This window comes from Enterobacter sp. 01-M-02-SI-ECC (assembly GCF_047530595.1).
Classification (GTDB): Bacteria; Pseudomonadota; Gammaproteobacteria; order Enterobacterales; family Enterobacteriaceae; genus Enterobacter; species Enterobacter cloacae_M.
Window position 1 is genome coordinate 20,238 of sequence record NZ_JBLKCZ010000009.1, and the last position, 23,104, is coordinate 43,341.

The window sequence follows — 23,104 nt, forward strand, 5'->3', positions numbered from 1 at the left end:
ACTCATCCGACCACATAACAATAATTTTACACTGGAAGAGACTATGAGCCGCTACCCGTCGTTATTCGCCCCTCTCGATCTGGGGTTCACCACACTCAAAAACCGCGTGTTGATGGGCTCGATGCACACCGGGCTGGAGGAGCATCCGGACGGGGCCGAGCGTCTGGCAGCCTTCTATGCCGAGCGCGCCCGCCACGGTGTGGCGCTGATTGTCACCGGCGGCGTGGCCCCTGCCCCTTCCGGCGTGGGCATGGAGGGCGGCGCGGTCCTGAACGATGCGTCACAGCTGCCGCACCACCGCATTGTGACCGACGCGGTACACCGCGAGGGCGGTAAAATCGCCCTGCAAATCCTGCACACCGGACGCTACAGCTATCAGCCGAACCTGGTCGCGCCGTCGGCCATTCAGGCGCCAATCAACCGCTTTAAACCTCACGCCCTCAGCCACGATGAGATCCTGGCGCTGATCGACGACTTTGCCCGCTGCGCGGCGCTGGCCCGCGAGGCGGGCTACGACGGCGTTGAGGTGATGGGCTCAGAAGGCTACCTGATTAACGAGTTCCTCGCGGCCCGCACCAACCAGCGCGACGACGAATGGGGCGGCGACTATGCCCGCCGGATGCGCTTTGCCGTGGAGGTGGTGCGCGCGGTGCGCGAACGTGCGGGCGCAGACTTTATTATCGTCTTCCGCCTGTCGATGCTCGACCTGGTGGAAGGCGGCGGCACGTTCGACGAAACCGTGCAGCTGGCGCAGGCGATTGAAGCCGCAGGTGCCACGATTATCAACACCGGCATCGGCTGGCACGAGGCGCGCATACCGACTATCGCCACGCCGGTGCCGCGCGCGGCGTTCAGCTGGGTAACACGGAAACTGAAAGGCAAAGTCTCTGTTCCGCTGGTCACCACCAACCGCATTAACGATCCGCAGGTGGCGGACGATGTGATTTCGCGAGGCGACGCCGATATGGTGTCGATGGCGCGTCCGTTCCTGGCGGATGCCGAACTGCTCTCCAAAGCGCAAAGCGGCCGTGCGGATGAGATCAACACCTGCATCGGCTGTAACCAGGCCTGTCTGGATCAGATCTTCGTCGGCAAGGTCACCTCTTGCCTGGTTAACCCGCGCGCCTGCCATGAAACCAAAATGCCGATCGTTGCGGCGGTCAGTAAAAAACGCCTGGCCGTGGTGGGCGCAGGCCCGGCGGGGCTGGCGTTTGCGGTGAATGCCGCCTCGCGCGGGCACAGCGTGACGCTGTTTGATGCGCTGGCGGAGATTGGCGGGCAGTTTAATATCGCCAAACAGATCCCCGGCAAAGAGGAGTTCTATGAAACGCTGCGCTACTACCGCCGGATGATCGAGCTGACGGGCGTCGATCTGCGGCTTAACCAGTTTGTCAGCGCAGCGGATCTGACCGGTTTCGACGAGGTGATCCTGGCGAGCGGGATCGTGCCGCGCACGCCGGCGATCGAGGGTATCGATCATCCGAAGGTGTTGAGCTATCTGGATGTATTGCGTGACAAAACGCCGGTCGGCGAGAAGGTGGCGATTATCGGCTGCGGCGGGATCGGCTTTGATACCGCCATGTACTTAAGCCAGCCGGGCGAGGCCACCAGCCAGAACATTGCCGAGTTTTGCGTGGAATGGGGTATCGACACCAGCCTGAACCAGTCCGGCGGGCTGCGCCCGGAAGGGCCGCAGCTGCCGAAAAGCCCGCGCCAGATCGTGATGCTGCAGCGCAAGGCCAGCAAACCGGGCGAAGGGCTGGGCAAAACCACGGGATGGATCCACCGCGCCACCCTGCTCTCCCGCGGGGTGAAGATGATCCCGGCGGTCAGCTACCAGAAGATCGACGACGAGGGTCTGCACGTCACGATCGGCGGCGAGCCGCAGTTGTTACGTGTGGATCATGTGATTTTATGCGCCGGGCAGGAGCCGAAGCGCGATCTGGCCGATCCGCTGCGCGAAGCCGGTAAAACGGTGCATTTGATCGGCGGGTGCGACGTGGCGATGGAGCTGGACGCGCGGCGGGCGATTGCGCAGGGCACCCAGCTTGCACTGGTTATTTAACGACGACGTCCCAGCTTCACCGCCTTCAGCACCACGAACTTGTTGTTCGTCGCAATGGTGACGCAGTTACCGAAAATCTTCTTCAGCTTGTGGAAGTAGTCCAGGTGGCGGTTGGCCACGATGTACAGCTCGCCGTTGATTTTCAGGCAGCGGCGCGCGTGGTGGAACATCTCCCACGCGACGTTATCCGTCAGGGCGTGCTTCTGGTGGAACGGCGGGTTGCAGAACACGGCGTTGAAGCGGAACGGCTCTACGCCGGACAGCGCGTTGTTGATCATAAACTCGCAGCGGTCCAGCGCTTCCGGCATGTTGGTTTCCACGTTCAGACGGCTGGAGGCCACCGCCATCGGCGATTCGTCGCTGAACACCACGCTGGCGTCCGGGTTCTTCGCCAACAGCGTCAGCCCAATCACGCCGTTACCGCAGCCCAGATCGACAATCTCACCTTCCAGATTTTCCGGCAGATGTTCCATAAAGAAACGCGCGCCGATATCCAGCCCGGTGCGGGAGAAGACGTTCGCGTGGTTGTGGATGGTCCAGTCGGTCCCTTCCAGCTTCCAGCTCAGGGTCTCCGGCGCGTCGGCCAGCTCCGGTGCGCTGAAGGTACAGTTGATCAGGCGCGCTTTTTTCCAGGCCAGCGTGGTGGTGGTCGGGCCGAGGACCTTCTCGAACAGCTCGAGCGTCGAAGTGTGAATATCGCGCGCTTTGGCTCCCGCGATAATGCGCGTTTCCGGCGTCACGACCTTACGCAGCGCGCGCAGCTGTTGCTCCAGCAGCGCCATGGTTTTTGGCACTTTGATCAGCACCACGCCCGGCGCCTGCGGGTAGTCCGCGGTGCTGTCGAGGAACTTCACGCTGGATTCTTCGATGTCGTTATGGCGCAGGTTTTCACGCGTCGCCAGCTCGCTCAGGTAGGAATCGCCGATGCTGTAAGGCGTGTGCTCCGCCAGGGCGCAGCCCAGCGCGCCAAAGGCGTCATTCAGGATCAAAACCGGGCCGCGGATTTCAGTCTCATCCAACTGCTGCAGCAGATATTCATCCGCCGCTTCCCACGCCTGAAGCGGGTTAACGTCATCCGTTTCCGGGAAACGTTTAAGGTTGAGTGAACGGAAACCGTTGTCTAAGTGGCTCATCGGCCCTCCTGAATGGTAAAATTTGGCGTATCCCTGAAAAGGGTGCGTGAGTATACCCGTTTTATTGTCGATTTGGGGCGTTGATGAACCAACTTACTTATCTCCAGGGCTATCCGGAGCATTTACTGACTCAGGTTCGCAGCCTGATTGCCGAGCAGAAGCTCGGCGCGGTGCTGGAAAAACGCTATCCCGGCACGCACGATTTCGCGACCGATAAGGCCCTCTGGCAGTATACGCAGGATCTGAAAAGCAGGTATCTGAAGAGCTCGCCGCCGATCAACAAGGTGATGTATGACAACAAGATCCACGTGCTGAAAAACGCGCTCGGCCTGCACACCGCCGTCTCCCGCGTGCAGGGCGGCAAGCTGAAGGCGAAGGCCGAAATCCGCGTCGCGACGGTTTTCCGTAACGCGCCGGAAGCCTTTCTGCGGATGATCGTCGTCCACGAGCTGGCGCACCTGAAGGAGAAAGAGCACGACAAAGCGTTCTATTCCCTGTGCTGCCACATGGAGCCGCAGTACCATCAGCTGGAGTTTGATACCCGGCTGTGGCTTACGCATTTATCGTTAAATGGTAATGCGGAATAGCGCACGCGAATTGTCATGATGACGTGCTACAGTGGCTAAAGGTTCCCCGCTACGGAGTACGTAAACGTTTATGATACGTTTCGCAGTCATTGGAACGAACTGGATCACGCGCCAGTTCGTCGACGCCGCCCACGAAACCGGCAAACTGAAACTTACCGCAGTCTATTCCCGCAGCCTTGAGCAGGCGCAGAGTTTTGCCAACGATTACCTCGTTGAGCATCTCTTCACCTCGCTTGATGACATGGCGCAAAGCGACGCCATTGACGCGGTGTATATCGCCAGCCCGAACTCCCTGCACTTCCCGCAAACGAAGCTGTTCCTCAGCCATAAAAAGCATGTGATTTGCGAGAAGCCGCTGGCGTCGAATATCCAGGAAGTGGAAGCGGCCATTGCGCTTGCCCGCGAAAACCAGGTGGTGCTGTTCGAAGCCTTCAAAACCGCCAGCCTGCCGAATTTCCTGCTGCTGCAGCAGTCCCTGCCGAAAATTGGCAAGGTGCGTAAAGCCTTTATCAACTACTGCCAGTACTCGTCGCGCTACCAGCGCTATCTTGACGGCGAGAACCCGAACACCTTTAATCCGGCCTTCTCTAACGGCTCGATTATGGACATAGGTTTCTACTGCCTGGCCTCTGCCGTGGCCCTGTGGGGCGAGCCGCATGGCGTGACGGCCACCGCCAGCCTGCTGGAGAGCGGCGTGGATGCGCACGGTGTAGCGGTGCTGGATTACGGTGATTTCAGCGTCACGCTGCAGCACTCCAAGGTGAGCGATTCCGCGCTGCCGAGCGAAATTCAGGGCGAAGCGGGCTCGCTGGTTATCGAGAAGATCTCCGAGTGCCAGAAGGTGAGTTTTGTGCCGCGCGGCGGCAAAGCGCAGGAGCTGACGCAGCCTCAGCATATTAACACTATGCTCTATGAGGCAGAGGTCTTCGCCCGTCTGGTGGAAGACAACGAAGTGAATCACCCAGGCCTTGCGGTGAGCCGCACCACGGCGAAGTTGCAAACGGAGATCCGCCGTCAGACAGGCGTGGTGTTCCCGGCTGACGGCGTGAGCGCGGAAGCTATCGCGTAAAGCTGTGTAATGAAACGGCGCAGACCATTGACGAAACCAATGGTCTGACATATTTTGTTACCTGCAAAGGGGAGTAACTTCTTCGTCGGTTGATCGTCATTACGATGCGTTAAACACGCATCCGGTCGCCGGGCAACCTTCGTGGTTGTAAGTGAGACCTTGCCGGAAGGCGAGGTCTATGCATAAAAAGCTAACGGCTATCGTCTTCTGACCATGGCCGTTTTTGTTTTTTATGTGTAAGGAAAATAGTATGCATTCTGTCGGCACTCCAATGTTGTGGGGCGGATTCGCGGTTGTCGTGCTCATCATGCTGGCGATCGACCTCTTTTTGCAGGGACGTCGCGGCGCGCACGGCATGACCATGAAACAGGCCGCCGCTTGGTCGCTGGTGTGGGTCACCCTCTCTCTGCTCTTCTGCGCTGCCTTCTGGTGGTATCTGGCCTCGACCGAAGGCCGCGCGGTGGCCGATCCTCAGGCGCTCGCCTTCCTCACCGGTTATCTGATTGAAAAAGCCCTGGCGGTCGATAACGTCTTCGTCTGGCTGATGCTGTTCAGCTATTTCGCCGTGCCTGCGGCCCTTCAGCGCCGCGTGCTGGTATACGGCGTGCTGGGGGCGATCATTCTGCGTACCATCATGATCTTCGCCGGCAGCTGGCTGATTACCCAGTTCGAATGGCTGCTGTACGTCTTCGGCGCGTTTCTGCTGTTCACCGGGGTCAAAATGGCGCTGGCGAAAGAGGACGGCTCCGCGATTGGCGATCGCCCGCTGGTGAAGTGGATCCGCGGTCATCTGCGCATGACCGACAAGATCGAGAGCGAGCACTTCTTCGTGCGCAAGAACGGCCTGCTGTTTGCCACCCCGCTGCTGCTGGTGCTGATTCTGGTTGAGCTGAGCGACGTGATTTTCGCGGTGGACAGCATTCCGGCGATCTTCGCGGTGACCACCGACCCGTTCATCGTCCTGACGTCTAACCTCTTCGCCATTCTCGGCCTGCGTGCGATGTACTTCCTGCTGGCGGGCGCGGCGGAGCGCTTCTCAATGCTGAAGTACGGTCTGTCGGTGATCTTGGTGTTTATCGGTATCAAGATGCTGATCGTCGATTTCTACCATATCCCGATCGCCATTTCGCTCGGCGTGGTGTTTGGCATTCTGATCGTGACGCTGATTATCAATACCTGGGTTAACCGCCAGCACGATAAGAAGCAGCAGGTGGAATAAAAGGGCTGATGCCCCCACCCCAACCCTCTCCCACTGGGAGAGGGGGAAATGCAATGTAGGCCGGGTAAGCGCAGCGCCACCCGGCACTTTCGTTAATCAATAGTTAAAAAACATGACGCAACACGTAAAATCCAGCATTTTACGCTTCCTTCCTTTCGCGCATTCCCTATACTCGACCAGGCAAACATTTACTTACATCCGGACATAAATGTGACTAAGAGCACATCCGGGATGGAACGCAATTTCACTCAGGAAATACGTATGAGCACACAATCAAGCGGACTGTTCGCGCGCCTGGCGCAGGGCAGCCTCGTTAAACAAATTCTGGTCGGGCTGGTGCTGGGTATTCTGCTGGCGATGGTGTCAAAACCTGCGGCGGAGGCCACGGGGCTACTCGGGACCCTTTTCGTTGGCGCGCTGAAGGCCGTAGCACCGGTACTGGTTCTGATGCTGGTCATGGCGTCGATTGCCAACCACCAGCACGGACAAAAAACCAACATTCGCCCTATTTTGTTCCTGTATCTGCTGGGAACCTTCTCGGCGGCCTTAACGGCCGTGGTGTTCAGCTTCCTGTTCCCGTCCACGCTGCACCTGACCAGCGCGGCCGGTGACATCACGCCGCCATCCGGCATTGTCGAAGTGCTGCGCGGACTGCTGATGAGCATGGTTTCTAACCCCATCACCGCGCTGATGAGCGGAAACTACATTGGCATCCTGGTCTGGGCGATTGGTCTGGGCTTCGCGCTGCGTCATGGTAACGACACCACGAAAAACCTGGTCAACGATCTGTCCAATGCCGTGACCTTTATGGTGAAGCTGGTGATTCGCTTTGCGCCAATCGGTATTTTCGGGCTGGTCTCCTCTACGCTTGCAACCACCGGTTTCGACGCGCTGTGGGGCTACGCGCAGCTGCTGGTTGTGCTGGTCGGCTGTATGCTGCTGGTGGCGCTGGTGATCAACCCGCTGCTGGTGTTCTGGCAGATCCGCCGCAACCCGTATCCGCTGGTGCTGACCTGCCTGCGCGAGAGCGGCGTGTATGCCTTTTTCACCCGCAGCTCTGCGGCGAACATTCCGGTTAACATGGCGCTGGCGGAGAAGCTGAACCTGGACCGCGATACCTATTCCGTGTCGATCCCGCTGGGCGCAACCGTGAACATGGCGGGCGCGGCAATCACCATTACCGTTCTGACCCTGGCGGCGGTGCATACGCTGGGCATTCCGGTGGATCTGCCAACCGCGCTGCTGCTGAGCGTGGTGGCATCACTGTGTGCCTGTGGCGCATCCGGCGTGGCGGGCGGTTCGCTGCTGCTGATCCCGCTGGCGTGTAATATGTTCGGCATCCCGAACGAGATTGCGATGCAGGTTGTGGCCGTCGGCTTTATCATCGGCGTGCTGCAGGACTCCTGCGAAACCGCGCTGAACTCCTCTACCGACGTGCTTTTTACCGCAGCGGCCTGTCAGGCGGAAGACGCGCGTTTAGCGAAGAACGCCCTGCGCAGTTAAAAACAAAAGCCCGGTGGCGGCTACGTCTTACCGGGCCTACAGGGTAAATGCAAAACGGCAACCAACGGTTGCCGTTTTTAGTGTTTGTACCCTCTCCCCGTGGGAGAGGGTCAGGGTGAGGGCATCAGGCCGCACCGATTACAGCGTCACACCACTCTTGAAGATCGCCAGCTCGCGGAAGTCGTTCTTTTCGTTACAGGTCTGCTTGCCGTTAGCAAATTCCACGATAGTATCCACGAATTCCGTCAGCAGCTGCGGCATGGCTTTGCCGTGAATCAGCTGGCCCGCATCAAAGTCGATCCAGTGCTTTTTCTTTGCCGCCAGCTCGCTGTTGGTGGCGATTTTCACCGTCGGCACAAAACCGCCGTACGGCGTACCGCGACCGGTACTGAACAGCACCATATGGCAGCCGGCACCCGCCAGCGCGCTGGTGGCGACCGCATCGTTGCCCGGTGCGCTCAGCAGATTCAGACCGTGGGTTTTCAGGCGCTCGCCGTAGCGCAGCACGTCAACCACCTGGCTCGCGCCCGCTTTCTGGGTGCAGCCGAGGGATTTCTCTTCCAGCGTGGTGATCCCACCCGCTTTGTTGCCCGGCGACGGATTCTCGTAAATCGGCTGATTGTGGGCGATGAAATACTGTTTGAAGTCGTTCACCATGGTGACGGTCTTCTCAAAGGTCTCTTCGTCGCGGCAGTGGCTCATCAGAATACGCTCCGCGCCGAACATTTCCGGCACTTCGGTCAACACCGTCGTGCCGCCGTTGGCAATCACGTAATCCGAGAAGCGGCCCAGCATCGGATTGGCAGTAATACCGGAAAGGCCATCAGACCCGCCGCACTCAAGCCCAAACTTCAGCTCGCTCAGCTTGCCCGGCTCGCGCCTGTCGTGGCGCATCACCTCATAAAGCTGGTGAAGCTGCTCAACGCCCGCTTCAACTTCGTCGTCCTGATGCTGGCACACCATAAAATGCACGCGCTCAGGATCGAACTCGCCCAGCGTGTCGCGGAAGGCGTCCACCTGATTGTTCTCGCAGCCCAGGCCAATCACCAGCACCGCGCCCGCATTCGGGTGGCGCACCATGTTTTGCAGCATAGTGCGGGTATTGATGTGGTCGTCGCCGAGCTGCGAGCAGCCGTAAGTGTGGCTGAACAGATGCACGCCGTCAGTGCCTTCGGCATCGTTGGTCTCTTTCAGGAAGCGAGTCTGGATCTGACGCGCAATTCCGTTGACGCAGCCGACGGTCGGGAGGATCCACAGCTCGTTGCGGATCCCCACGTCGCCGCTGGCGCGACGGTAGATCTGCACCTCACGATCCGCCGCCTGACGTTCTTCTGCGGGTAAATCAGGTTGATAGCTGTACTCGTCCAGATCGCTCAGATTGGTGCGGGTATTGTGTGAGTGAATGTATTCACCCGGCGCAATATCCGCCAGCGCATGGCCGATGGGCAAACCGTACTTCACCACGTTCTCCCCTTTCGCAATGGGGATCAGGGCAAACTTATGTCCACGAACGATCGCCTGACGCAGGGTGACGCTCTGGTTATCCATGGTCACCACGTCGCCTTCACCGAGATCCGTCAGCGCGACGGCCACGTTATCCAGCGAATGGATTTTGATGTATTGCATATCAACCTCAAACGGCCTTAGTTCAGTTCAATGGCGAAGTAGTCACGCGCATTGTTAAAGCAGATATTTCTCACCATTTCTCCCAACAGCTGGATATCCGCTGGCGCTTCGCCCGCGTGTACCCAGCGGCCAATCATCTGGCACAGAATGCGGCGGAAGTATTCATGACGGGTATAGGACAGGAAGCTGCGGCTGTCGGTCAGCATGCCGACAAAGCGGCTCAGCAGGCCCAGCTGCGCGAGCTGCGTCATCTGACGTTCCATGCCGTCTTTCTGATCGTTGAACCACCAGCCGGAACCGAACTGCATCTTGCCCGGCATCCCTTCGCCCTGGAAGTTGCCGACCATGGTACCCAGCACTTCGTTATCGCGCGGGTTCAGGCAGTACAGGATGGTTTTTGGCAGCAGGTTTTGTTCGTTCTGTTTGCTCAGCAGTTTTGACAGCTCTTCCGCCAGCGGACGATCGTTGATGGAGTCGAAGCCCACGTCAGCGCCGATCAGTTTGAACTGGCGCTGGTTGTTATTGCGCAGCGCGCCGATGTGGTACTGCTGTACCCATCCGCGACGCGCGTATTCCGCACCGAGGAATACCAGCACCGCCGTTTTAAACTGCGCCACTTCGTGCTCGCTTAAGCCTTCGCCGGAGAGACGACGCGCCAGAATGCTGTCCAGCTCGGCTTCGTTTGATTCCGCAAACAGCACCACGTCCAGCGCGTGGTCAGACACTTTGCAGCCGTGCGCGGCGAAGTGATCCAGACGTTTGGTCAGCGCGGTTTGCAGGTCAGCGAAACGACGGATGTCGGTATCCGACACTTCCGCCAGCTTCGCCATGTAGTCGGTGAAGGTGGCCTGCTCAATGTTGAAGGCTTTGTCCGGGCGCCAGCTTGGCAGCACTTTGATATCGAAAGAGGTGTCTTTCGCGACAACGGCATGATGCTCCAGAGAGTCGATCGGATCGTCGGTGGTGCCCACCATCTTCACGTTCATCTGCTTCATGATGCCGCGCGCGGAGAAGTTATCCTGCGCCAGCAGCGCGTTGCAGCGATCCCAAATTTCATCCGCGGTCGTTGGGGAAAGCAACTTGCCGGTGATGCCAAACGGACGGCGGAGCTCAAGATGGGTCCAGTGATAAAGCGGGTTGCCGATGGTGTGCGGAACGGTTGCCGCCCAGGTGTCAAACTTCTCGCGGTCGGTCGCATCGCCGGTACACAGGCGCTCAGCCACGCCGTTGGTGCGCATGGCACGCCATTTGTAGTGGTCACCCTTCAGCCAGATGTCATACAGGTTTTTGAAGCGATAATTTTCGGCAACCTGCTGCGGCGGTAAATGGCAGTGGTAGTCGAAAATCGGCTGGTCTTTTGCGTAGTCGTGGTACAGGCGGCGAGCAAATTCGGTATCTAACAGAAAATCTTCGGTCATAAACGGCGTCATTATCGTCTTCCTCATTACGGGAGCGCAGAAAGCGTATGTTCATATGCTGCAAAGTTATCACACCAATTTCCACCAACCGAAGCTTTTTTCGTGAGTGAGATCAATAAACGCCAACAAATAAATTACCCTCAATGAAGTAAACCCTTCTGCAACCCCCGCCAGTACTGGCTTTGCGCGCGACGATTAATGTCCCCACAAAGAATCATACATTTGTGATGTCACTCACCTTTTAAAGCTGTATGACAAGTTATCTTTTCGCCGTCGCAAACTATAAGCCGACGGAATGCATTACCGGTGTGAGAGACATCGGGTTTAACGGTACGGATACCGACTTATGCACGCTTACTTATGGCAAGGTTCGGGCCGTTCCGGGACATGCTCCTGGTTACGCCCCTCCCGTTACACAACTGCTCCCGGAAACGGTTGAGAGGTTGCCGTGCTCTGGCGCGGAAATAACATAACGATGAGGTTTTAGATGCGTAAAATTAAAGGGTTACGTTGGTATATGATCGCACTGGTGACGTTAGGCACCGTGCTGGGCTACCTGACGCGTAACACGGTGGCAGCAGCAGCGCCAACGTTGATGGAAGAGCTGCATATCTCCACGCAGCAATACTCCTACATCATTGCTGCCTATTCCGCGGCTTATACCATCATGCAGCCTGTTGCGGGCTATGTGCTGGACATTCTCGGTACCAAAATCGGTTATGCCTTCTTCGCCATCGCCTGGGCGGTGTTCTGCGGCGCAACCGCGCTGGCAGGCAGCTGGGGTGGACTGGCGCTGGCGCGCGGTGCGGTCGGTGCGGCGGAAGCCGCGATGATCCCGGCGGGTCTGAAGGCCAGCTCCGAGTGGTTCCCGGCGAAAGAGCGTTCCATTGCGGTCGGCTACTTCAACGTGGGCTCGTCCATCGGGGCGATGATAGCGCCGCCGCTGGTGGTGTGGGCGATCGTGATGCACAGCTGGCAGATGGCGTTCATTATCTCTGGCGTGCTGAGCTTTGCCTGGGCGATGGCGTGGCTGGTTTTCTATAAACACCCGCGCGATCAGAAAAAGCTCTCTGAAGAAGAACGTGAATACATCATTGGCGGTCAGGAAGCGCAGCATCAGACCAACAACGGCAAAAAAATGACCGTCTGGCAGATCCTGGGCACCCGTCAGTTCTGGGGTATCGCCCTGCCGCGCTTCCTGGCTGAACCGGCCTGGGGTACCTTTAACGCGTGGATCCCCCTGTTCATGTTTAAAGTCTACGGCTTTAACCTGAAAGAGATCGCGATGTTCGCCTGGATGCCAATGCTGTTCGCTGACCTGGGCTGTATCGTGGGCGGCTACCTGCCACCGCTGTTCCAGCGCTGGTTTGGCGTGAACCTGATCGTTTCCCGTAAGATGGTGGTGACCATGGGCGCGCTGCTGATGATTGGCCCGGGTATGATCGGCCTGTTCACCAGCCCGTACGTCGCCATTGCCCTGCTGTGCATCGGTGGCTTTGCTCACCAGTCCCTGTCCGGCGCGCTGATTACGCTCTCGTCTGACGTCTTTGGTCGTAACGAAGTGGCAACCGCCAACGGCCTGACCGGGATGGCCGCCTGGACCGCGAGCACCATGTTTGCACTGGTGGTCGGCGCGCTGGCGGATACCATCGGCTTCAGCCCGCTGTTCGCGGTGCTGGCGATCTTTGACCTGATGGGTGCAGTGGTTATCTGGACGGTGCTGAAAAGCAAATCGGCAGAGGAGCTGGCGAAAGAGTCCATTGGCAAACCGGCTACGCAGAGTTAGCGAAAATACGTTTCAACTAAGCCGCCTCCGGGCGGCTTTTTTAATGGCAAAATCTGGAGAGTGGCACGCAAAAGTGGTATAACAAATCATCTGCCGTACCCTGCCTGGAGCGCATATGGAAATCACCGAACCACGTCGTTTATATCAACAACTTGCTGCGGAGCTGAAAGATCGCATCGAGCAAGGGGTCTATCTTGTCGGTGATAAACTTCCCGCCGAGCGCTTTATCGCGGATGAAAAAAGCGTCAGCCGCACCGTGGTGCGTGAAGCGATTATCATGCTGGAAGTGGAAGGCTACGTTGAGGTACGTAAAGGCTCCGGCATTCACGTGATTTCTAATCTGCCGAAACACTCTCCCGTCGCGGACGAAAGTCTGGAATTCGCCAGCTATGGCCCCTTCGAGCTGCTCCAGGCTCGCCAGCTGATCGAAAGCAATATTGCTGAGTTTGCGGCGACGCAGGTGACCAAGCAGGACATCATGAAGCTGATGGAGATCCAGGAGAATGCCCGTAAGGAAAAATGTTTCCGCGATTCAGAGTGGGATCTGCAGTTCCACGTTCAGGTCGCCCTGGCAACCCAAAATACGGCGCTGGCAGCTATCGTAGAAAAAATGTGGACTCAGCGCGTTCACAACCCGTACTGGAAAAAACTGCACGACCATATCGATTCCCGTACCGTTGACAACTGGTGCGACGATCACGACAAAATCCTTAAGGCGCTGATTCGTAAAGATCCGCATGCCGCTAAGCTGGCGATGTGGCAGCACCTGGAAAACACCAAGCAGATGCTGTTCAACGAAACCAGCGATGACTTCGAATTTAACGCTGACCGCTATCTTTTTGCCGATAATCCGGTTGTTCATCTCGATACGGCTTCCAGTGCCGCAAAATAGATGACCTTTCTGCTGGCAGGCGCTACGTTGCGCCTTCCGGCTTACAGGAGTAAGCAAAACATATATAGTGTCAGCCTTTGTAAATCCCCTCGCTCACTTCCTGGGCTTACGCCAAAATCAACTCACCCCTGCAAATTCTGTGACGCAGAACGTTGGGCTTTGTTACAATTGGATTCAATTCCTTATTTTGTAAGTTAGTGCTTGCTAACCAGCCAATTAACAGGGAACAGTGTTGGCCACACCGCAATGTGTCCGCGAGCGACCATAATGAAATCACAACAACGTCGCCGTGCTGTTTGTCCCGGATAACAGGCGTGACGTTAACCGATTTCCAGGAACACTGAATGGAACTTTTGACCCAACTGCTGCATGCCCTCTGGGCGCAGGATTTTGAAACGCTGGCCAACCCTTCCATGATTGGCATGCTCTATTTCGTCTTGTTTATGATCCTGTTCCTTGAGAACGGTTTGCTGCCTGCTGCCTTCCTGCCCGGTGACAGTTTGCTGGTGCTTGTCGGCGTGCTGTGTGCCAAAGGGGCGATGGCGTTTCCACACACCATTTTATTACTGACCGTGGCGGCCAGCCTCGGCTGCTGGGTGAGCTATATCCAGGGAAGATGGCTGGGCAATACCCGGATCGTCCAGAACTGGCTCTCTCATCTTCCCGCGCATTATCACCAGCGGGCGCATCACCTGTTCCACAAGCACGGGCTTTCCGCGCTGCTGATTGGCCGCTTTATCGCCTTTGTTCGCACCCTGCTGCCGACCATTGCCGGTCTGTCGGGGCTGAGCAGCGCGCGCTTCCAGTTCTTTAACTGGATGAGCGGCCTGCTATGGGTACTTATTCTGACGACGCTGGGCTATGCGCTGGGTAAAACGCCTGTCTTTATGAAATATGAAGACCAGCTGATGTCCTGCCTGATGCTGCTTCCTGTGGTTCTGCTGGTCTTCGGCCTGATTGGCTCACTGGTTGTCCTGTGGAAGAAGAAATACGGAGCCAGAGGCTAACGATGGTTATCTCACCGCTCGCCCTGCGCCGTTTTGCCGTTGCCGTGATTACGCTGATCGTCCTCAGCGCCATGCTGCTGGCATGGAGCGCGCTTTCGCATCAGGAATCGACGCTGGCCATCCGCCCGGTAAACCAGGGCGCCAGCGTGCCTGACGGTTTTTCTGTCTGGCATCATCTGGACGCGAACGGGATCCGCTTTAAGAGCATTACCCCGCAGGACGATGTTTTACTGATCAAGTTTGATTCCCGTGCGCAAAGTGCCGCCGCGAAAGTGGTTCTCGATCGTACGCTGCCGCACGGGTATATCATTGCCCAGCAGGAAGATGACAGCCAACCTGCAGCCTGGCTGTCATTGATTCGCGATACGTCGCATCGGTTTGGATAACTTCCAGGATTCCGAATCTTTTCACTCACTTTGGTGAATCCCCCGTTTACTTACTATGCTTAAGTACGCGGAGCACCCCTCAATGTACTCCGCATAACTTTGGATAGCGGCAAACGCCGCAACACAATGGAAGGTTTCGATAATGAAATTCCGCATGACTCTGGCTCTGGCCCTTTTTTCTTTAAGCACAGCATCCTTCGCAAACTCTCTCTGTCAGGAGAAAGAACAGGATATTCAGCGTGAGATCGGTTATGCCGAAAAGCATAACAATCAGCACCGTGTTGATGGTCTTAAAAAAGCGCTGAGCGAAGTGAAAGCGAACTGTTCAGACAGCAAGCTTCGTGCCGACCACAAGAAGAAAATCGCTGAACAGAAGGACGAGATAGCCGAGCGCCGTCGCGACCTGCAGGAAGCGAAAGAGAAAGGAGATGCGGAAAAAATTGCTAAGCGCGAGAAGAAGTTGAAAGAAGCGCAGGATGACCTGAAAGCGCTGGAAGCTCGCGATTATTGAGTTAACGGAAATCTCAACAGGAGAGAGAATCATGTCAAAAGATACGACGTCTGAACATCTGCGCGCTGAACTGAAATCCCTGGCCGATACCCTTGAAGAGGTGCTGAACTCCTCTGCTGACAAGTCAAAAGAAGAGGTCAGCAAGCTGCGCAGCAAGGCGGAGCAGGCGCTGAAAGAGAGCCGCTATCGCCTGGGTGAAACCGGTGATGCGCTGGCGAAACAGACCCGCGAAGCGGCTGCCCGCGCGGACGAATATGTGCGTGATAATCCATGGACGGGTGTAGGGATTGGTGCCGCAGTGGGTGTGGTACTGGGTGTCCTTCTGACGCGTCGTTGATATGGAAGATCCTCGTCACGCACAAGGGCCTGCTAACAACGTCCTCGGCATCGGCCAGCGTATTTTAACGACGCTGGTCGGGATTGCCGAAACGCGCGTCCGGCTGGCAGTGGTCGAACTGGAAGAGGAGAAAGCGAACCTCTTCCAGATGCTGCTGATGCTCGGGCTGACCATGCTCTTCGCCGCGTTTGGTCTGATGAGCCTGATGGTGTTAATCATCTGGGCCATCGATCCGCAGTATCGTCTTAACGCGATGATTGCCACCACCGTCGTTCTGCTGGTCGCCGCGTTGATAGGCGGTATCTGGACGCTGCGTAAAGCGCGCAAGTCCACTTTCCTGCGCCATACGCGTCAGGAACTGGCGAACGATCGCGCTCTGCTGGAGGATGACAAGCCGTGAGCGATAAAGCGGAACGTCAGAAGCGAAAAGCGTACCTGTTAAGCCAGATCCAGCAGCAACGGCTGGATCTGTCTGCCAGCCGCCGCGACTGGATTGACGCGACGCGACGGTTTGACCGCGGCTGGAACACCTTCCTGATCCTGCGCTCATGGGCGCTGGTCGGCAGCAGCGTGATGGCTATCTGGACGGTTCGTCATCCAAATATGCTCATCCGCTGGGCACGTCGTGGATTCGGCGCCTGGAGCGCCTGGCGTCTGGTGAAAGCCACTTTGCGGCAGCAGCAGCTGCGGTGATAAAAGCAAAACGGTAACTCAGGTTACCGTTTTTTGTTTTTGCGCCCTCTCCCCGTGAGAGAGGGTTGGGGTGAGGGCACCAGCGCGCATGCCCCTTACTCAATATCTTTGAAGAAGATTGACAGTTTTCCTTGCTAACAATTACCACCCGCCCCGTTTATTATCCTCTCCATCGACAGCAACGCCGCGGTATCTACCCGGAATTGCAGACAAATAATGTTCAGCCGCTCATGTGGTTTCCTGGAGAGTAAAATGAAAAAATTAGAAGATGTTGGTGTACTGGTCGCGCGTATTCTGATGCCAATTCTGTTCATCGTGGCAGGTTGGGGAAAAATCACCGGTTATGCGGGCACCCAGCAGTATATGGAAGCCATGGGCGTTCCGGGGTTCCTGCTGCCGCTGACCATTCTTCTTGAGTTCGGCGGCGGCCTGGCGGTACTGTTCGGCTTCCTGACCCGTACCACCGCGCTGTTTACCGCAGGCTTCACCGTGCTGACAGCGTTCATCTTCCACAGCAACTTTGCGGAAGGCGTGAACTCTCTGATGTTCATGAAAAACCTGACCATCGCGGGTGGCTTCCTGCTGCTGGCCGTCACCGGCCCGGGTGCATACAGCATCGACCGCGTTCTGAATAAGAAATGGTAAGCACGCTATACTGAATAAACACAAAGCGAGGAGACATCTCCTCGCTTTTGCTATCTGACGGAGGAGAAAAAATGGGACAACTCGTAGACGGCGTATGGCAGGATGTCTGGTATGACACCAAATCCACCGGAGGTCGCTTCAAGCGCTCAGTTTCGGCCTTCCGTAACTGGCTGACCGCCGACGGCGCGCCAGGCCCGAGCGGCGAAGGCGGCTTCGCGGCTGAGAAAGACCGTTATCATCTTTATGTTTCCCTTGCCTGCCCGTGGGCACACCGCACGCTGATTGTGCGCAAGCTTAAGGGTCTCGAATCCTTAATCCCGGTTTCGGTCGTGAACCCGCTGATGCTGGAAAACGGCTGGACGTTTGACAGTGATTTCCCCGCGGCGACCGGCGACGATCTTTACCAACACGATTTCCTTTACCAGCTCTATCTGCGCGCCGATCCTCACTACACCGGGCGCGTTACCGTGCCGGTGCTGTGGGACAAGAAAAACCAGACGATTGTCAGCAATGAGTCTGCGGAAATCATCCGCATGTTCAATACCGCGTTTGACGCGCACGGCGCCCGTGCCGGAGATTACTATCCGGCTGAGCTGCGTGAGAAAATTGACGAGCTGAACAGCTGGATTTACGACAACGTTAACAACGGTGTCTACAAGGCCGGTTTCGCCACCAGCCAGGAAGCGTATGACGAAGCGGTCGGAAAGGTGTTTGAATCACTTGAGCGTCTGGAGCAGATCCTGGGCCAGCATCGCTACCTGACGGGCGATCGCCTGACGGAAGCGGACATTCGCCTGTGGACCACGCTGATTCGCTTCGATCCGGTCTATGTCACCCACTTTAAGTGCGACAAGCACCGCATCAGCGATTACCTGAACCTGCACGGTTTCCTGCGCGACATCTATCAGATGCAAGGGATCGCCGAAACGGTCGACTTTGACCATATTCGCACCCATTATTTCCGCAGCCACAAAACCATCAACCCAACGGGCATTATCTCCATTGGGCCGTGGCAGGATCTGGATGAACCTCACGGGCGCGACGTCCGATTTGGATAAATACGAAGGGCATCACCAGATGCCCTTTTTTAATTCACAATCTCCATCTATCCTTACCTCGATCGCTTAGAAAACAAGTGATTGACTGACTAATGAGGCAAGGAAAATGGACTGGTATTTAAAAGTACTGCGTAACTACATTGGATTTGGTGGCCGTGCCCGCCGCAAAGAGTACTGGATGTTCGTTCTGGTGAACTTCATTCTCATTATGGTGCTGGGTATTGTGGATAAAATTCTTGGCTGGGAGCGGGCTGGCGGTGAAGGCGTGCTGACCACCATTTACGGCCTGTTAGTCCTGCTACCATCGTGGGCGGTACTGTTCCGTCGGCTGCACGACACCGATCGTTCAGCGTGGTGGTTACTGCTGCTGCTGATCCCGCTTGTTGGCTGGATCGTGATTTTGATTTTCAACTGCCAGAGCGGCACGCCGGGCGAGAACCGCTTTGGTCCGGATCCGAAGCTCGACGCATAAATAATGGCCCGGTGGCGCACAGCGATCCGGGCCTATATCCTTATTTATTGTGGTGGGCAAAAAGCTTCGGAATTTCGCGTAGACACCAGGATTTGGCTTCGCCCATGCTGTCGCGGCGCCACGCCATAATGATATCCACTTCGCTGGTGTATTCCGGGCTGACAACGCGCAGTCGCCCTTCCGCAATATCTTTCTCCACAAACGGGTACGGCATCGTCGCCACGCCCAGACCGGCCAGCAGCGCCTGCCGTTTGTCTTCCAGCGAGGTCACCGTCAGGCGTGGCTGCTTATCCAGCAGCTGCACCGTCAGCACCGGACGCTCGCGCGCGGTATCCGCTACCGCCACGCCGCGATACTTCACGCGCGTCACTTCAGAGAGCGGCTCCGGCTCCTGGTGAATCGGGTGATTGGGTGCGGCAACATAGACGTTCATCACGCTGTAGAGCTTGCGCGAGTTGATTTCCGATGAGGAACGGAAGTGCATGTCAGGCGCAATCACAATATCCGCCCTGCCCGTCTCCAGACGTTCCCACGCGCCTGCCAGCACCTCGGTGATGATTGACAGCTGCGTATTGGCCTTCGCCGCCAGGCGGTCCACCAGCGGGAACAGCGCTTCAGTCGGCACCAGCGCTTCGGTAACTAACGTCAGATGGGTTTCCCAGCCGCGCGCCAGCGCTTCGGCGTCCGTCGTGAGCTTGTCCGCCGCTTCCAGCAGCACGCGGCCGCGCTCCAGCAGCATTCGCCCCACGTTGGTGAATTTTGTTCGATGACCGGAGCGGTCAAACAGCACCACGTCCAGCTCTTCCTCCAGCTTCTGCATGGTGTAGCTCAGCGCAGACGGAACGCGCCCCAGCTCATCTGCCGCCGCCGCAAAACTGCCGCGCCGGTCAATCGCGTCCATGACGCGAAGCGCCTCAAGCGTCAATGCTCTCTCTTTAGCCATCTCGTTCTCATTCAGGAAATTTGAACATACCGGGCAGAATATCTGGCTAACAATGCAGCGTCCATACCTTTACCATTGTTTTAGTGTAAAGAGAGGTCAAGTTTATGATTACGACAAGAACAGCTAAACAGTGCGGACAAGCCGATTTCGGTTGGCTGCAGGCCCGCTACACCTTTTCCTTTGGACACTACTTTGACCCTAAACTCCTCGGTTACGCTTCACTGCGCGTGTTGAATCAGGAAGTGCTCGCCCCTGGCGCCTCCTTCCAGCCGCGTACGTACCCGAAAGTCGATATCCTGAACCTGATCCTGGAAGGCGAGGCAGAATACCGCGATAGCGAGGGCAATCATGTCCAGGCAAAGGCTGGCGAAGCGTTGTTAATTTCCACGCAGCCGGGCATCAGCTACAGCGAGCATAACCTCAGCAAAGATAAAACGCTGACCCGTATGCAGCTGTGGCTGGACGCCTGCCCCGAGCGGGAAAATCCGCTGGTGCAGAAGTTAGATTTAACGGGCGATAAGCAGCAGCTGATTGCATCGCCGGACGGCAGTAAAGGTAGCCTGCAGCTGCGCCAGCAGGTGTGGCTGCACCATATCGAACTGAAGAAAGGTGAACAGGCGAGCTTCCAGCTTCATGGTCCGCGCGCCTATTTACAGTCTATTCACGGTACGGTACATGCGGTGACGCACACGGAAGAGAAAGAAGCGCTCACCTGCGGCGACGGGGCGTTTATTCGTGATGAAGCGAATATCACCCTGGTGGCGGATACGCCGCTTCGCGCGCTGCTGATTGATTTGCCGGTTTAAAGAATGCCCCCACCCTAACCCTCTCCCAATGGGAGAGGGAACCGATCGAGCCACGGCAGAATCATCCGGCGCCGTATGCAACGTACGAAATCACTCTGCCAGCGCGTTAGCCATATCGGTTCTAATCTGCTTACGCTGTTCCGGCGTCAACACCTGGCTGACGTCGAAGTAATATTTCACGCGGTAATAGCGGGTCTGCTCTTCAATTTTGCTAAAGGCAGCAAGCTGGCTTTTCACCGTGCTTTCGTCCCATTTACCCGCCTGGAACATGTCGATCAGCGCGCCGTCCTTCACTCCCGTCATCGGGATCTTGCTGACATTTTGTTCCAGCTGCTTATGCAGATCTTCAATCTTCTTAACCTGCTCATTGCTGAGCTTCAGGTGCTGTACCAGCGGATCCTGCGAGGGAGACGGGGCAGCCTCAACGTTCGCGGCCTGTACCGTAAAACTGCACACTGCCAGCGAGGCGGCGACCAGCGCAATACGGGTCATTTTCATCATCTTACTGTCCTTACATGCTGTGATAGGGAAAAGCAGGCGTATTGTTTTTCAAGAGCGGATGAATATGTGTGAGTAATTATATAAACAATTTTGTATGTTTAGCGGGCAAAAAAATGCCCCCAGGGTTGAGGGGACATGAGACCTAAATGTCGTCAGATTGATTGCGTAAACGTCCTCGAAATCACATCCTGCTGCTGCTCGCGCGTCAGCGCATTAAAACGCACCGCATAGCCTGAAACGCGGATCGTCAGGTTCGGGTAATTCTCGGGATGCGCAATGGCATCGAGGAGCATTTCCCGGTTCATGACGTTGACGTTCAGATGCTGCCCGCCCTCAATGGACGCTTCGTGATGGAAGTACCCGTCCAGCAGCCCCACCAGGTTGGTTTTGCGCACCAGCTCGTCCTTGCCCAGCGCCTGCGGCACGATGGAGAAGGTGTAGGAGATCCCGTCTTTCGCATAGGTGAACGGCAGCTTGGCCACCGACGTTAGCGAGGCTACCGCCCCTTTTCTGTCGCGGCCGTGCATCGGATTCGCGCCTGGCGCAAACGGCGTGCCGCCGCGGCGTCCGTCCGGCGTGTTCCCGGTCTTCTGGCCGTATACCACGTTGGAGGTGATAGTCAGGATCGACTGGGTTGGCACCGCGTTGCGGTAGGTTGGCAACGCCTGAATTTTCTTCATAAAGCGCTCCACCAGGTCGCAGGCGATGCTGTCCACGCGGTCGTCGTTGTTGCCGTACTGCGGATAGTCCCCTTCAATCACAAAATCGACCGCCAGACCGGTGTGGTCGCGCACCGGCTTCACCGTGGCGTATTTAATGGCCGACAGGGAATCCGCCGCCACCGACAGCCCGGCAATTCCGCAGGCCATGGTGCGATAGACGTCGCGGTCATGCAGCGCCATCAGCGAGGCTTCGTAGCTGTACTTATCATGCATGTAGTGAATGAGGTTCAGGGCGCTGATGTACTGCACCGCCAGCCAGTCCATAAAGTGATCGAGGCTCGCCATCACGGTGTCGTAATCCAGCACGTCGTCCAGCAGAGGCTCGGTTTTCGGGCCGACCTGGATCTTCAGCTTCTCGTCCACCCCGCCGTTGATCGCGTACAGCAGCGTTTTGGCGAGGTTGGCGCGCGCGCCAAAGAACTGCATCTGCTTGCCGATCACCATCGGGCTGACGCAGCAGGCAATGGCGTAGTCGTCGCTGTTGAAGTCCGCACGCATCAAATCGTCGTTCTCATACTGCAGCGAAGAGGTGACGATCGACACCTGAGCGGCGTATTTCTTGAACGCGATCGGCAGTTGTTCAGACCAGAGGATCGTCAGGTTCGGCTCCGGCGCAGGCCCCATGGTGTGCAGGGTATGCAGATAGCGGAAGCTGTTTTTGGTCACCAGCGTGCGCCCGTCCAGCCCCATGCCGCCGATCACTTCCGTCGCCCAGATTGGATCGCCGGAGAAGAGCGTGTCGAACTCCGGCGTGCGCAGGAAGCGCACCATGCGGATCTTCATGGTGAAGTGGTCGATCAGCTCCTGCGCCTGGACTTCATTCAGGCGCCCCGCCTGCATGTCGCGTTCAATGTAGATATCGAGGAACGAGGCCGTGCGCCCCAGCGACATCGCCCCGCCGTTCTGGGATTTCACCGCTGCAAGGTAGGCAAAATAGACCCACTGCACCGCTTCCTGGGCGTTCATCGCCGGACGTGAGATATCAAAGCCGTAGTTCGCCGCCATCTGCTGGATCTGCAGCAGCGCGCGCCTGTGCTCCGCCAGCTCTTCACGCAGGCGGATCGTCGCCTCCAGATCTTCACCGCGCTCCAGCCTGCCCTGCAGATCGGCAAACTGAAGTTCGCGCTCGCGCACCAGATAAGCGATCCCGTACAGCGCCACGCGGCGATAGTCACCGATGATGCGTCCGCGCCCGTAGCCGTCCGGCAGCCCGGTCAGCACGCCGGATTTACGGCAGCGCATCATCTCCGGGGAGTAGACGTCAAACACGCCCTGGTTGTGGGTTTTGCGCAGGTCGGTAAACAGGTATTCGAACTGCGGATCCATCTCCCGGCCATAGGCTTCGAACGAGCTGCGGATCATGTTGATCCCGCCATACGGATGCAGCGCGCGCTTGAGCGGCTTATCGGTTTGCAGGCCGACGATCGTCTCCAGATCCTGGTCGATATAGCCCGGCCCGTGGGCCGTAATGGTGGTGGCAATGTTGGTGTCAAAATCCACCGGGGCGTGGGTGGCATTCTCCTGGCGAATGCCGACCATTACCTTCTGCCACAGCGCCGTCGTTGCTGGCGTCGCCTGCGCGAGGAAAGCTTCATCGCCTTCATAAGGGGTGTAGTTATGCTGAATAAAATCGCGGACGTTGACGGCGTTTTTCCATTCTTCACCGCGAAACCCGGCCCATGCGTCGCTGTAGGGCGCGACGCCCGTATCGATTGTTACTTTCAT

General features: G+C 57.2%; 23 protein-coding genes. 17 read left to right on the forward strand and 6 right to left on the reverse strand.

What is annotated here, in order from left to right; genetic code table 11:
- Nucleotides 1-43 precede the first annotated feature (43 nt).
- Nucleotides 44-2,065 carry an NADPH-dependent 2,4-dienoyl-CoA reductase gene (locus ACMWLG_RS13435; protein ID WP_045403458.1) on the forward strand — a complete coding sequence of 674 codons (2,022 nt, stop codon included), beginning with the start codon at nucleotides 44-46 and terminating at the stop codon, nucleotides 2,063-2,065.
- Here ACMWLG_RS13435 and rlmG read toward each other — a convergent pair.
- A complete protein-coding gene (gene rlmG / locus ACMWLG_RS13440) occupies nucleotides 2,062-3,198 on the reverse strand; it encodes a 23S rRNA (guanine(1835)-N(2))-methyltransferase RlmG (RefSeq protein WP_045354012.1) in 1,137 nt (378 codons plus the stop codon). The genes ACMWLG_RS13435 and rlmG overlap by 4 nt on opposite strands.
- 83 nt (nucleotides 3,199-3,281) lie before the next feature.
- Here rlmG and ACMWLG_RS13445 point away from each other — a divergent pair, with 83 nt between their 5' ends.
- The 4 genes from ACMWLG_RS13445 (at nucleotide 3,282) to sstT (ending at nucleotide 7,576) form a co-directional block, all read left to right on the forward strand.
- The gene (locus tag ACMWLG_RS13445; protein WP_045403461.1) at nucleotides 3,282-3,785 is read left to right on the forward strand and encodes a YgjP-like metallopeptidase domain-containing protein; all 504 of its coding nucleotides are present in this window, start codon (nucleotides 3,282-3,284) and stop codon (nucleotides 3,783-3,785) included.
- A gap of 70 nt (nucleotides 3,786-3,855) precedes the next feature.
- Nucleotides 3,856-4,854: a Gfo/Idh/MocA family protein gene (locus tag ACMWLG_RS13450; protein WP_045354014.1), complete on the forward strand. Its 999-nt coding sequence runs from the start codon at nucleotides 3,856-3,858 to the stop codon at nucleotides 4,852-4,854.
- Between the two features lie 250 nt (nucleotides 4,855-5,104).
- The gene (locus ACMWLG_RS13455; protein WP_023309283.1) at nucleotides 5,105-6,073 is read left to right on the forward strand and encodes a TerC family protein; all 969 of its coding nucleotides are present in this window, start codon (nucleotides 5,105-5,107) and stop codon (nucleotides 6,071-6,073) included.
- Nucleotides 6,074-6,334: 261 nt separating this feature from the next.
- Entirely contained in the window at nucleotides 6,335-7,576 is a 1,242-nt protein-coding gene (gene sstT, locus ACMWLG_RS13460; RefSeq protein ID WP_029739668.1) for a serine/threonine transporter SstT, read from the forward strand.
- A gap of 138 nt (nucleotides 7,577-7,714) precedes the next feature.
- Here the strand turns inward: sstT and ACMWLG_RS13465 are convergent, their stop codons facing one another.
- On the reverse strand, nucleotides 7,715-9,202 hold the full coding sequence (locus ACMWLG_RS13465; RefSeq protein WP_045403464.1) for a UxaA family hydrolase: 1,488 nt from the start codon (nucleotides 9,200-9,202) through the stop codon (nucleotides 7,715-7,717).
- 17 nt (nucleotides 9,203-9,219) lie between these two features.
- Nucleotides 9,220-10,632, reverse strand: coding sequence for a glucuronate isomerase (gene uxaC / locus ACMWLG_RS13470; RefSeq protein ID WP_045403466.1), 1,413 nt, complete (start codon nucleotides 10,630-10,632; stop codon nucleotides 9,220-9,222).
- 475 nt (nucleotides 10,633-11,107) lie between these two features.
- On the opposite strand from uxaC, the gene ACMWLG_RS13475 reads away from it, so the two are divergent.
- The 11 genes from ACMWLG_RS13475 (at nucleotide 11,108) to ACMWLG_RS13525 (ending at nucleotide 18,407) form a co-directional block, all read left to right on the forward strand.
- Nucleotides 11,108-12,406 (forward strand): MFS transporter, encoded by a 1,299-nt coding sequence (locus ACMWLG_RS13475; protein ID WP_029739665.1) that lies wholly within the window; start codon nucleotides 11,108-11,110, stop codon nucleotides 12,404-12,406.
- A 115-nt stretch (nucleotides 12,407-12,521) separates the two neighbouring features.
- On the forward strand, nucleotides 12,522-13,298 hold the full coding sequence (gene exuR / locus ACMWLG_RS13480; RefSeq protein WP_045403469.1) for a transcriptional regulator ExuR: 777 nt from the start codon (nucleotides 12,522-12,524) through the stop codon (nucleotides 13,296-13,298).
- Between the two features lie 344 nt (nucleotides 13,299-13,642).
- Entirely contained in the window at nucleotides 13,643-14,305 is a 663-nt protein-coding gene (gene yqjA, locus ACMWLG_RS13485) for a DedA family general envelope maintenance protein YqjA (RefSeq protein ID WP_023309289.1), read from the forward strand.
- Nucleotides 14,306-14,307: 2 nt separating this feature from the next.
- Nucleotides 14,308-14,691 (forward strand): EnvZ/OmpR regulon moderator MzrA, encoded by a 384-nt coding sequence (gene mzrA, locus ACMWLG_RS13490; protein WP_023309290.1) that lies wholly within the window; start codon nucleotides 14,308-14,310, stop codon nucleotides 14,689-14,691.
- Between the two features lie 142 nt (nucleotides 14,692-14,833).
- Nucleotides 14,834-15,202 carry a DUF1090 domain-containing protein gene (locus ACMWLG_RS13495; RefSeq protein ID WP_023309291.1) on the forward strand — a complete coding sequence of 123 codons (369 nt, stop codon included), beginning with the start codon at nucleotides 14,834-14,836 and terminating at the stop codon, nucleotides 15,200-15,202.
- 31 nt (nucleotides 15,203-15,233) lie between these two features.
- Nucleotides 15,234-15,539 carry a DUF883 family protein gene (locus ACMWLG_RS13500; protein ID WP_008503141.1) on the forward strand — a complete coding sequence of 102 codons (306 nt, stop codon included), beginning with the start codon at nucleotides 15,234-15,236 and terminating at the stop codon, nucleotides 15,537-15,539.
- A 1-nt stretch (nucleotide 15,540) separates the two neighbouring features.
- Nucleotides 15,541-15,939 carry a phage holin family protein gene (locus ACMWLG_RS13505; RefSeq protein WP_014885329.1) on the forward strand — a complete coding sequence of 133 codons (399 nt, stop codon included), beginning with the start codon at nucleotides 15,541-15,543 and terminating at the stop codon, nucleotides 15,937-15,939.
- Nucleotides 15,936-16,232 carry a YqjK-like family protein gene (locus ACMWLG_RS13510; protein ID WP_045620117.1) on the forward strand — a complete coding sequence of 99 codons (297 nt, stop codon included), beginning with the start codon at nucleotides 15,936-15,938 and terminating at the stop codon, nucleotides 16,230-16,232. The genes ACMWLG_RS13505 and ACMWLG_RS13510 overlap by 4 nt, the downstream gene beginning before the upstream one ends.
- Before the next feature lie 252 nt (nucleotides 16,233-16,484).
- A complete protein-coding gene (locus ACMWLG_RS13515) occupies nucleotides 16,485-16,877 on the forward strand; it encodes a DoxX family protein (RefSeq protein WP_023309292.1) in 393 nt (130 codons plus the stop codon).
- Nucleotides 16,878-16,948: 71 nt separating this feature from the next.
- Complete coding sequence (locus ACMWLG_RS13520) at nucleotides 16,949-17,935, forward strand: glutathione S-transferase family protein (protein ID WP_045403472.1); 987 nt, start codon at nucleotides 16,949-16,951, stop codon at nucleotides 17,933-17,935.
- 106 nt (nucleotides 17,936-18,041) lie between these two features.
- Nucleotides 18,042-18,407, forward strand: coding sequence for a DUF805 domain-containing protein (locus ACMWLG_RS13525; protein WP_045403474.1), 366 nt, complete (start codon nucleotides 18,042-18,044; stop codon nucleotides 18,405-18,407).
- A 40-nt stretch (nucleotides 18,408-18,447) separates the two neighbouring features.
- On the opposite strand, the gene yhaJ is transcribed toward ACMWLG_RS13525, so the two are convergent.
- Nucleotides 18,448-19,350 carry a DNA-binding transcriptional regulator YhaJ gene (gene yhaJ / locus ACMWLG_RS13530; protein WP_008503135.1) on the reverse strand — a complete coding sequence of 301 codons (903 nt, stop codon included), beginning with the start codon at nucleotides 19,348-19,350 and terminating at the stop codon, nucleotides 18,448-18,450.
- Nucleotides 19,351-19,454: 104 nt separating this feature from the next.
- On the opposite strand from yhaJ, the gene ACMWLG_RS13535 reads away from it, so the two are divergent.
- Nucleotides 19,455-20,156: a pirin family protein gene (locus ACMWLG_RS13535; RefSeq protein WP_023309295.1), complete on the forward strand. Its 702-nt coding sequence runs from the start codon at nucleotides 19,455-19,457 to the stop codon at nucleotides 20,154-20,156.
- 90 nt (nucleotides 20,157-20,246) lie between these two features.
- Here ACMWLG_RS13535 and ACMWLG_RS13540 read toward each other — a convergent pair whose 3' ends face one another.
- Together ACMWLG_RS13540 and pflB are read right to left on the reverse strand one after the other, a co-directional pair.
- Complete coding sequence (locus ACMWLG_RS13540) at nucleotides 20,247-20,657, reverse strand: Spy/CpxP family protein refolding chaperone (RefSeq protein ID WP_023309296.1); 411 nt, start codon at nucleotides 20,655-20,657, stop codon at nucleotides 20,247-20,249.
- A gap of 152 nt (nucleotides 20,658-20,809) precedes the next feature.
- On the reverse strand, nucleotides 20,810-23,104 hold the full coding sequence (gene pflB / locus ACMWLG_RS13545; RefSeq protein ID WP_045620119.1) for a formate C-acetyltransferase: 2,295 nt from the start codon (nucleotides 23,102-23,104) through the stop codon (nucleotides 20,810-20,812).

Excerpts from the sequence above, each read along its gene's own strand:
- uxaC (WP_045403466.1), bottom strand. The coding sequence starts at position 10,632 with ATGACGCCGTTTATGACCGAAGATTTTCTGTTAGATACCGAATTTGCT.
- rlmG (WP_045354012.1), bottom strand. The coding sequence starts at position 3,198 with ATGAGCCACTTAGACAACGGTTTCCGTTCACTCAACCTTAAACGTTTC.
- ACMWLG_RS13445 (WP_045403461.1), top strand. The coding sequence starts at position 3,282 with ATGAACCAACTTACTTATCTCCAGGGCTATCCGGAGCATTTACTGACT.
- ACMWLG_RS13535 (WP_023309295.1), top strand. The coding sequence starts at position 19,455 with ATGATTACGACAAGAACAGCTAAACAGTGCGGACAAGCCGATTTCGGT.
- ACMWLG_RS13520 (WP_045403472.1), top strand. The coding sequence starts at position 16,949 with ATGGGACAACTCGTAGACGGCGTATGGCAGGATGTCTGGTATGACACC.
- ACMWLG_RS13500 (WP_008503141.1), top strand. The coding sequence starts at position 15,234 with ATGTCAAAAGATACGACGTCTGAACATCTGCGCGCTGAACTGAAATCC.
- ACMWLG_RS13455 (WP_023309283.1), top strand. The coding sequence starts at position 5,105 with ATGCATTCTGTCGGCACTCCAATGTTGTGGGGCGGATTCGCGGTTGTC.
- ACMWLG_RS13450 (WP_045354014.1), top strand. The coding sequence starts at position 3,856 with ATGATACGTTTCGCAGTCATTGGAACGAACTGGATCACGCGCCAGTTC.
- ACMWLG_RS13515 (WP_023309292.1), top strand. The coding sequence starts at position 16,485 with ATGAAAAAATTAGAAGATGTTGGTGTACTGGTCGCGCGTATTCTGATG.
- ACMWLG_RS13525 (WP_045403474.1), top strand. The coding sequence starts at position 18,042 with ATGGACTGGTATTTAAAAGTACTGCGTAACTACATTGGATTTGGTGGC.
- yhaJ (WP_008503135.1), bottom strand. The coding sequence starts at position 19,350 with ATGGCTAAAGAGAGAGCATTGACGCTTGAGGCGCTTCGCGTCATGGAC.
- pflB (WP_045620119.1), bottom strand. The coding sequence starts at position 23,104 with ATGAAAGTAACAATCGATACGGGCGTCGCGCCCTACAGCGACGCATGG.
- ACMWLG_RS13465 (WP_045403464.1), bottom strand. The coding sequence starts at position 9,202 with ATGCAATACATCAAAATCCATTCGCTGGATAACGTGGCCGTCGCGCTG.
- sstT (WP_029739668.1), top strand. The coding sequence starts at position 6,335 with ATGAGCACACAATCAAGCGGACTGTTCGCGCGCCTGGCGCAGGGCAGC.
- mzrA (WP_023309290.1), top strand. The coding sequence starts at position 14,308 with ATGGTTATCTCACCGCTCGCCCTGCGCCGTTTTGCCGTTGCCGTGATT.
- exuR (WP_045403469.1), top strand. The coding sequence starts at position 12,522 with ATGGAAATCACCGAACCACGTCGTTTATATCAACAACTTGCTGCGGAG.
- ACMWLG_RS13475 (WP_029739665.1), top strand. The coding sequence starts at position 11,108 with ATGCGTAAAATTAAAGGGTTACGTTGGTATATGATCGCACTGGTGACG.
- ACMWLG_RS13495 (WP_023309291.1), top strand. The coding sequence starts at position 14,834 with ATGAAATTCCGCATGACTCTGGCTCTGGCCCTTTTTTCTTTAAGCACA.
- ACMWLG_RS13540 (WP_023309296.1), bottom strand. The coding sequence starts at position 20,657 with ATGATGAAAATGACCCGTATTGCGCTGGTCGCCGCCTCGCTGGCAGTG.
- yqjA (WP_023309289.1), top strand. The coding sequence starts at position 13,643 with ATGGAACTTTTGACCCAACTGCTGCATGCCCTCTGGGCGCAGGATTTT.
- ACMWLG_RS13435 (WP_045403458.1), top strand. The coding sequence starts at position 44 with ATGAGCCGCTACCCGTCGTTATTCGCCCCTCTCGATCTGGGGTTCACC.
- ACMWLG_RS13505 (WP_014885329.1), top strand. The coding sequence starts at position 15,541 with ATGGAAGATCCTCGTCACGCACAAGGGCCTGCTAACAACGTCCTCGGC.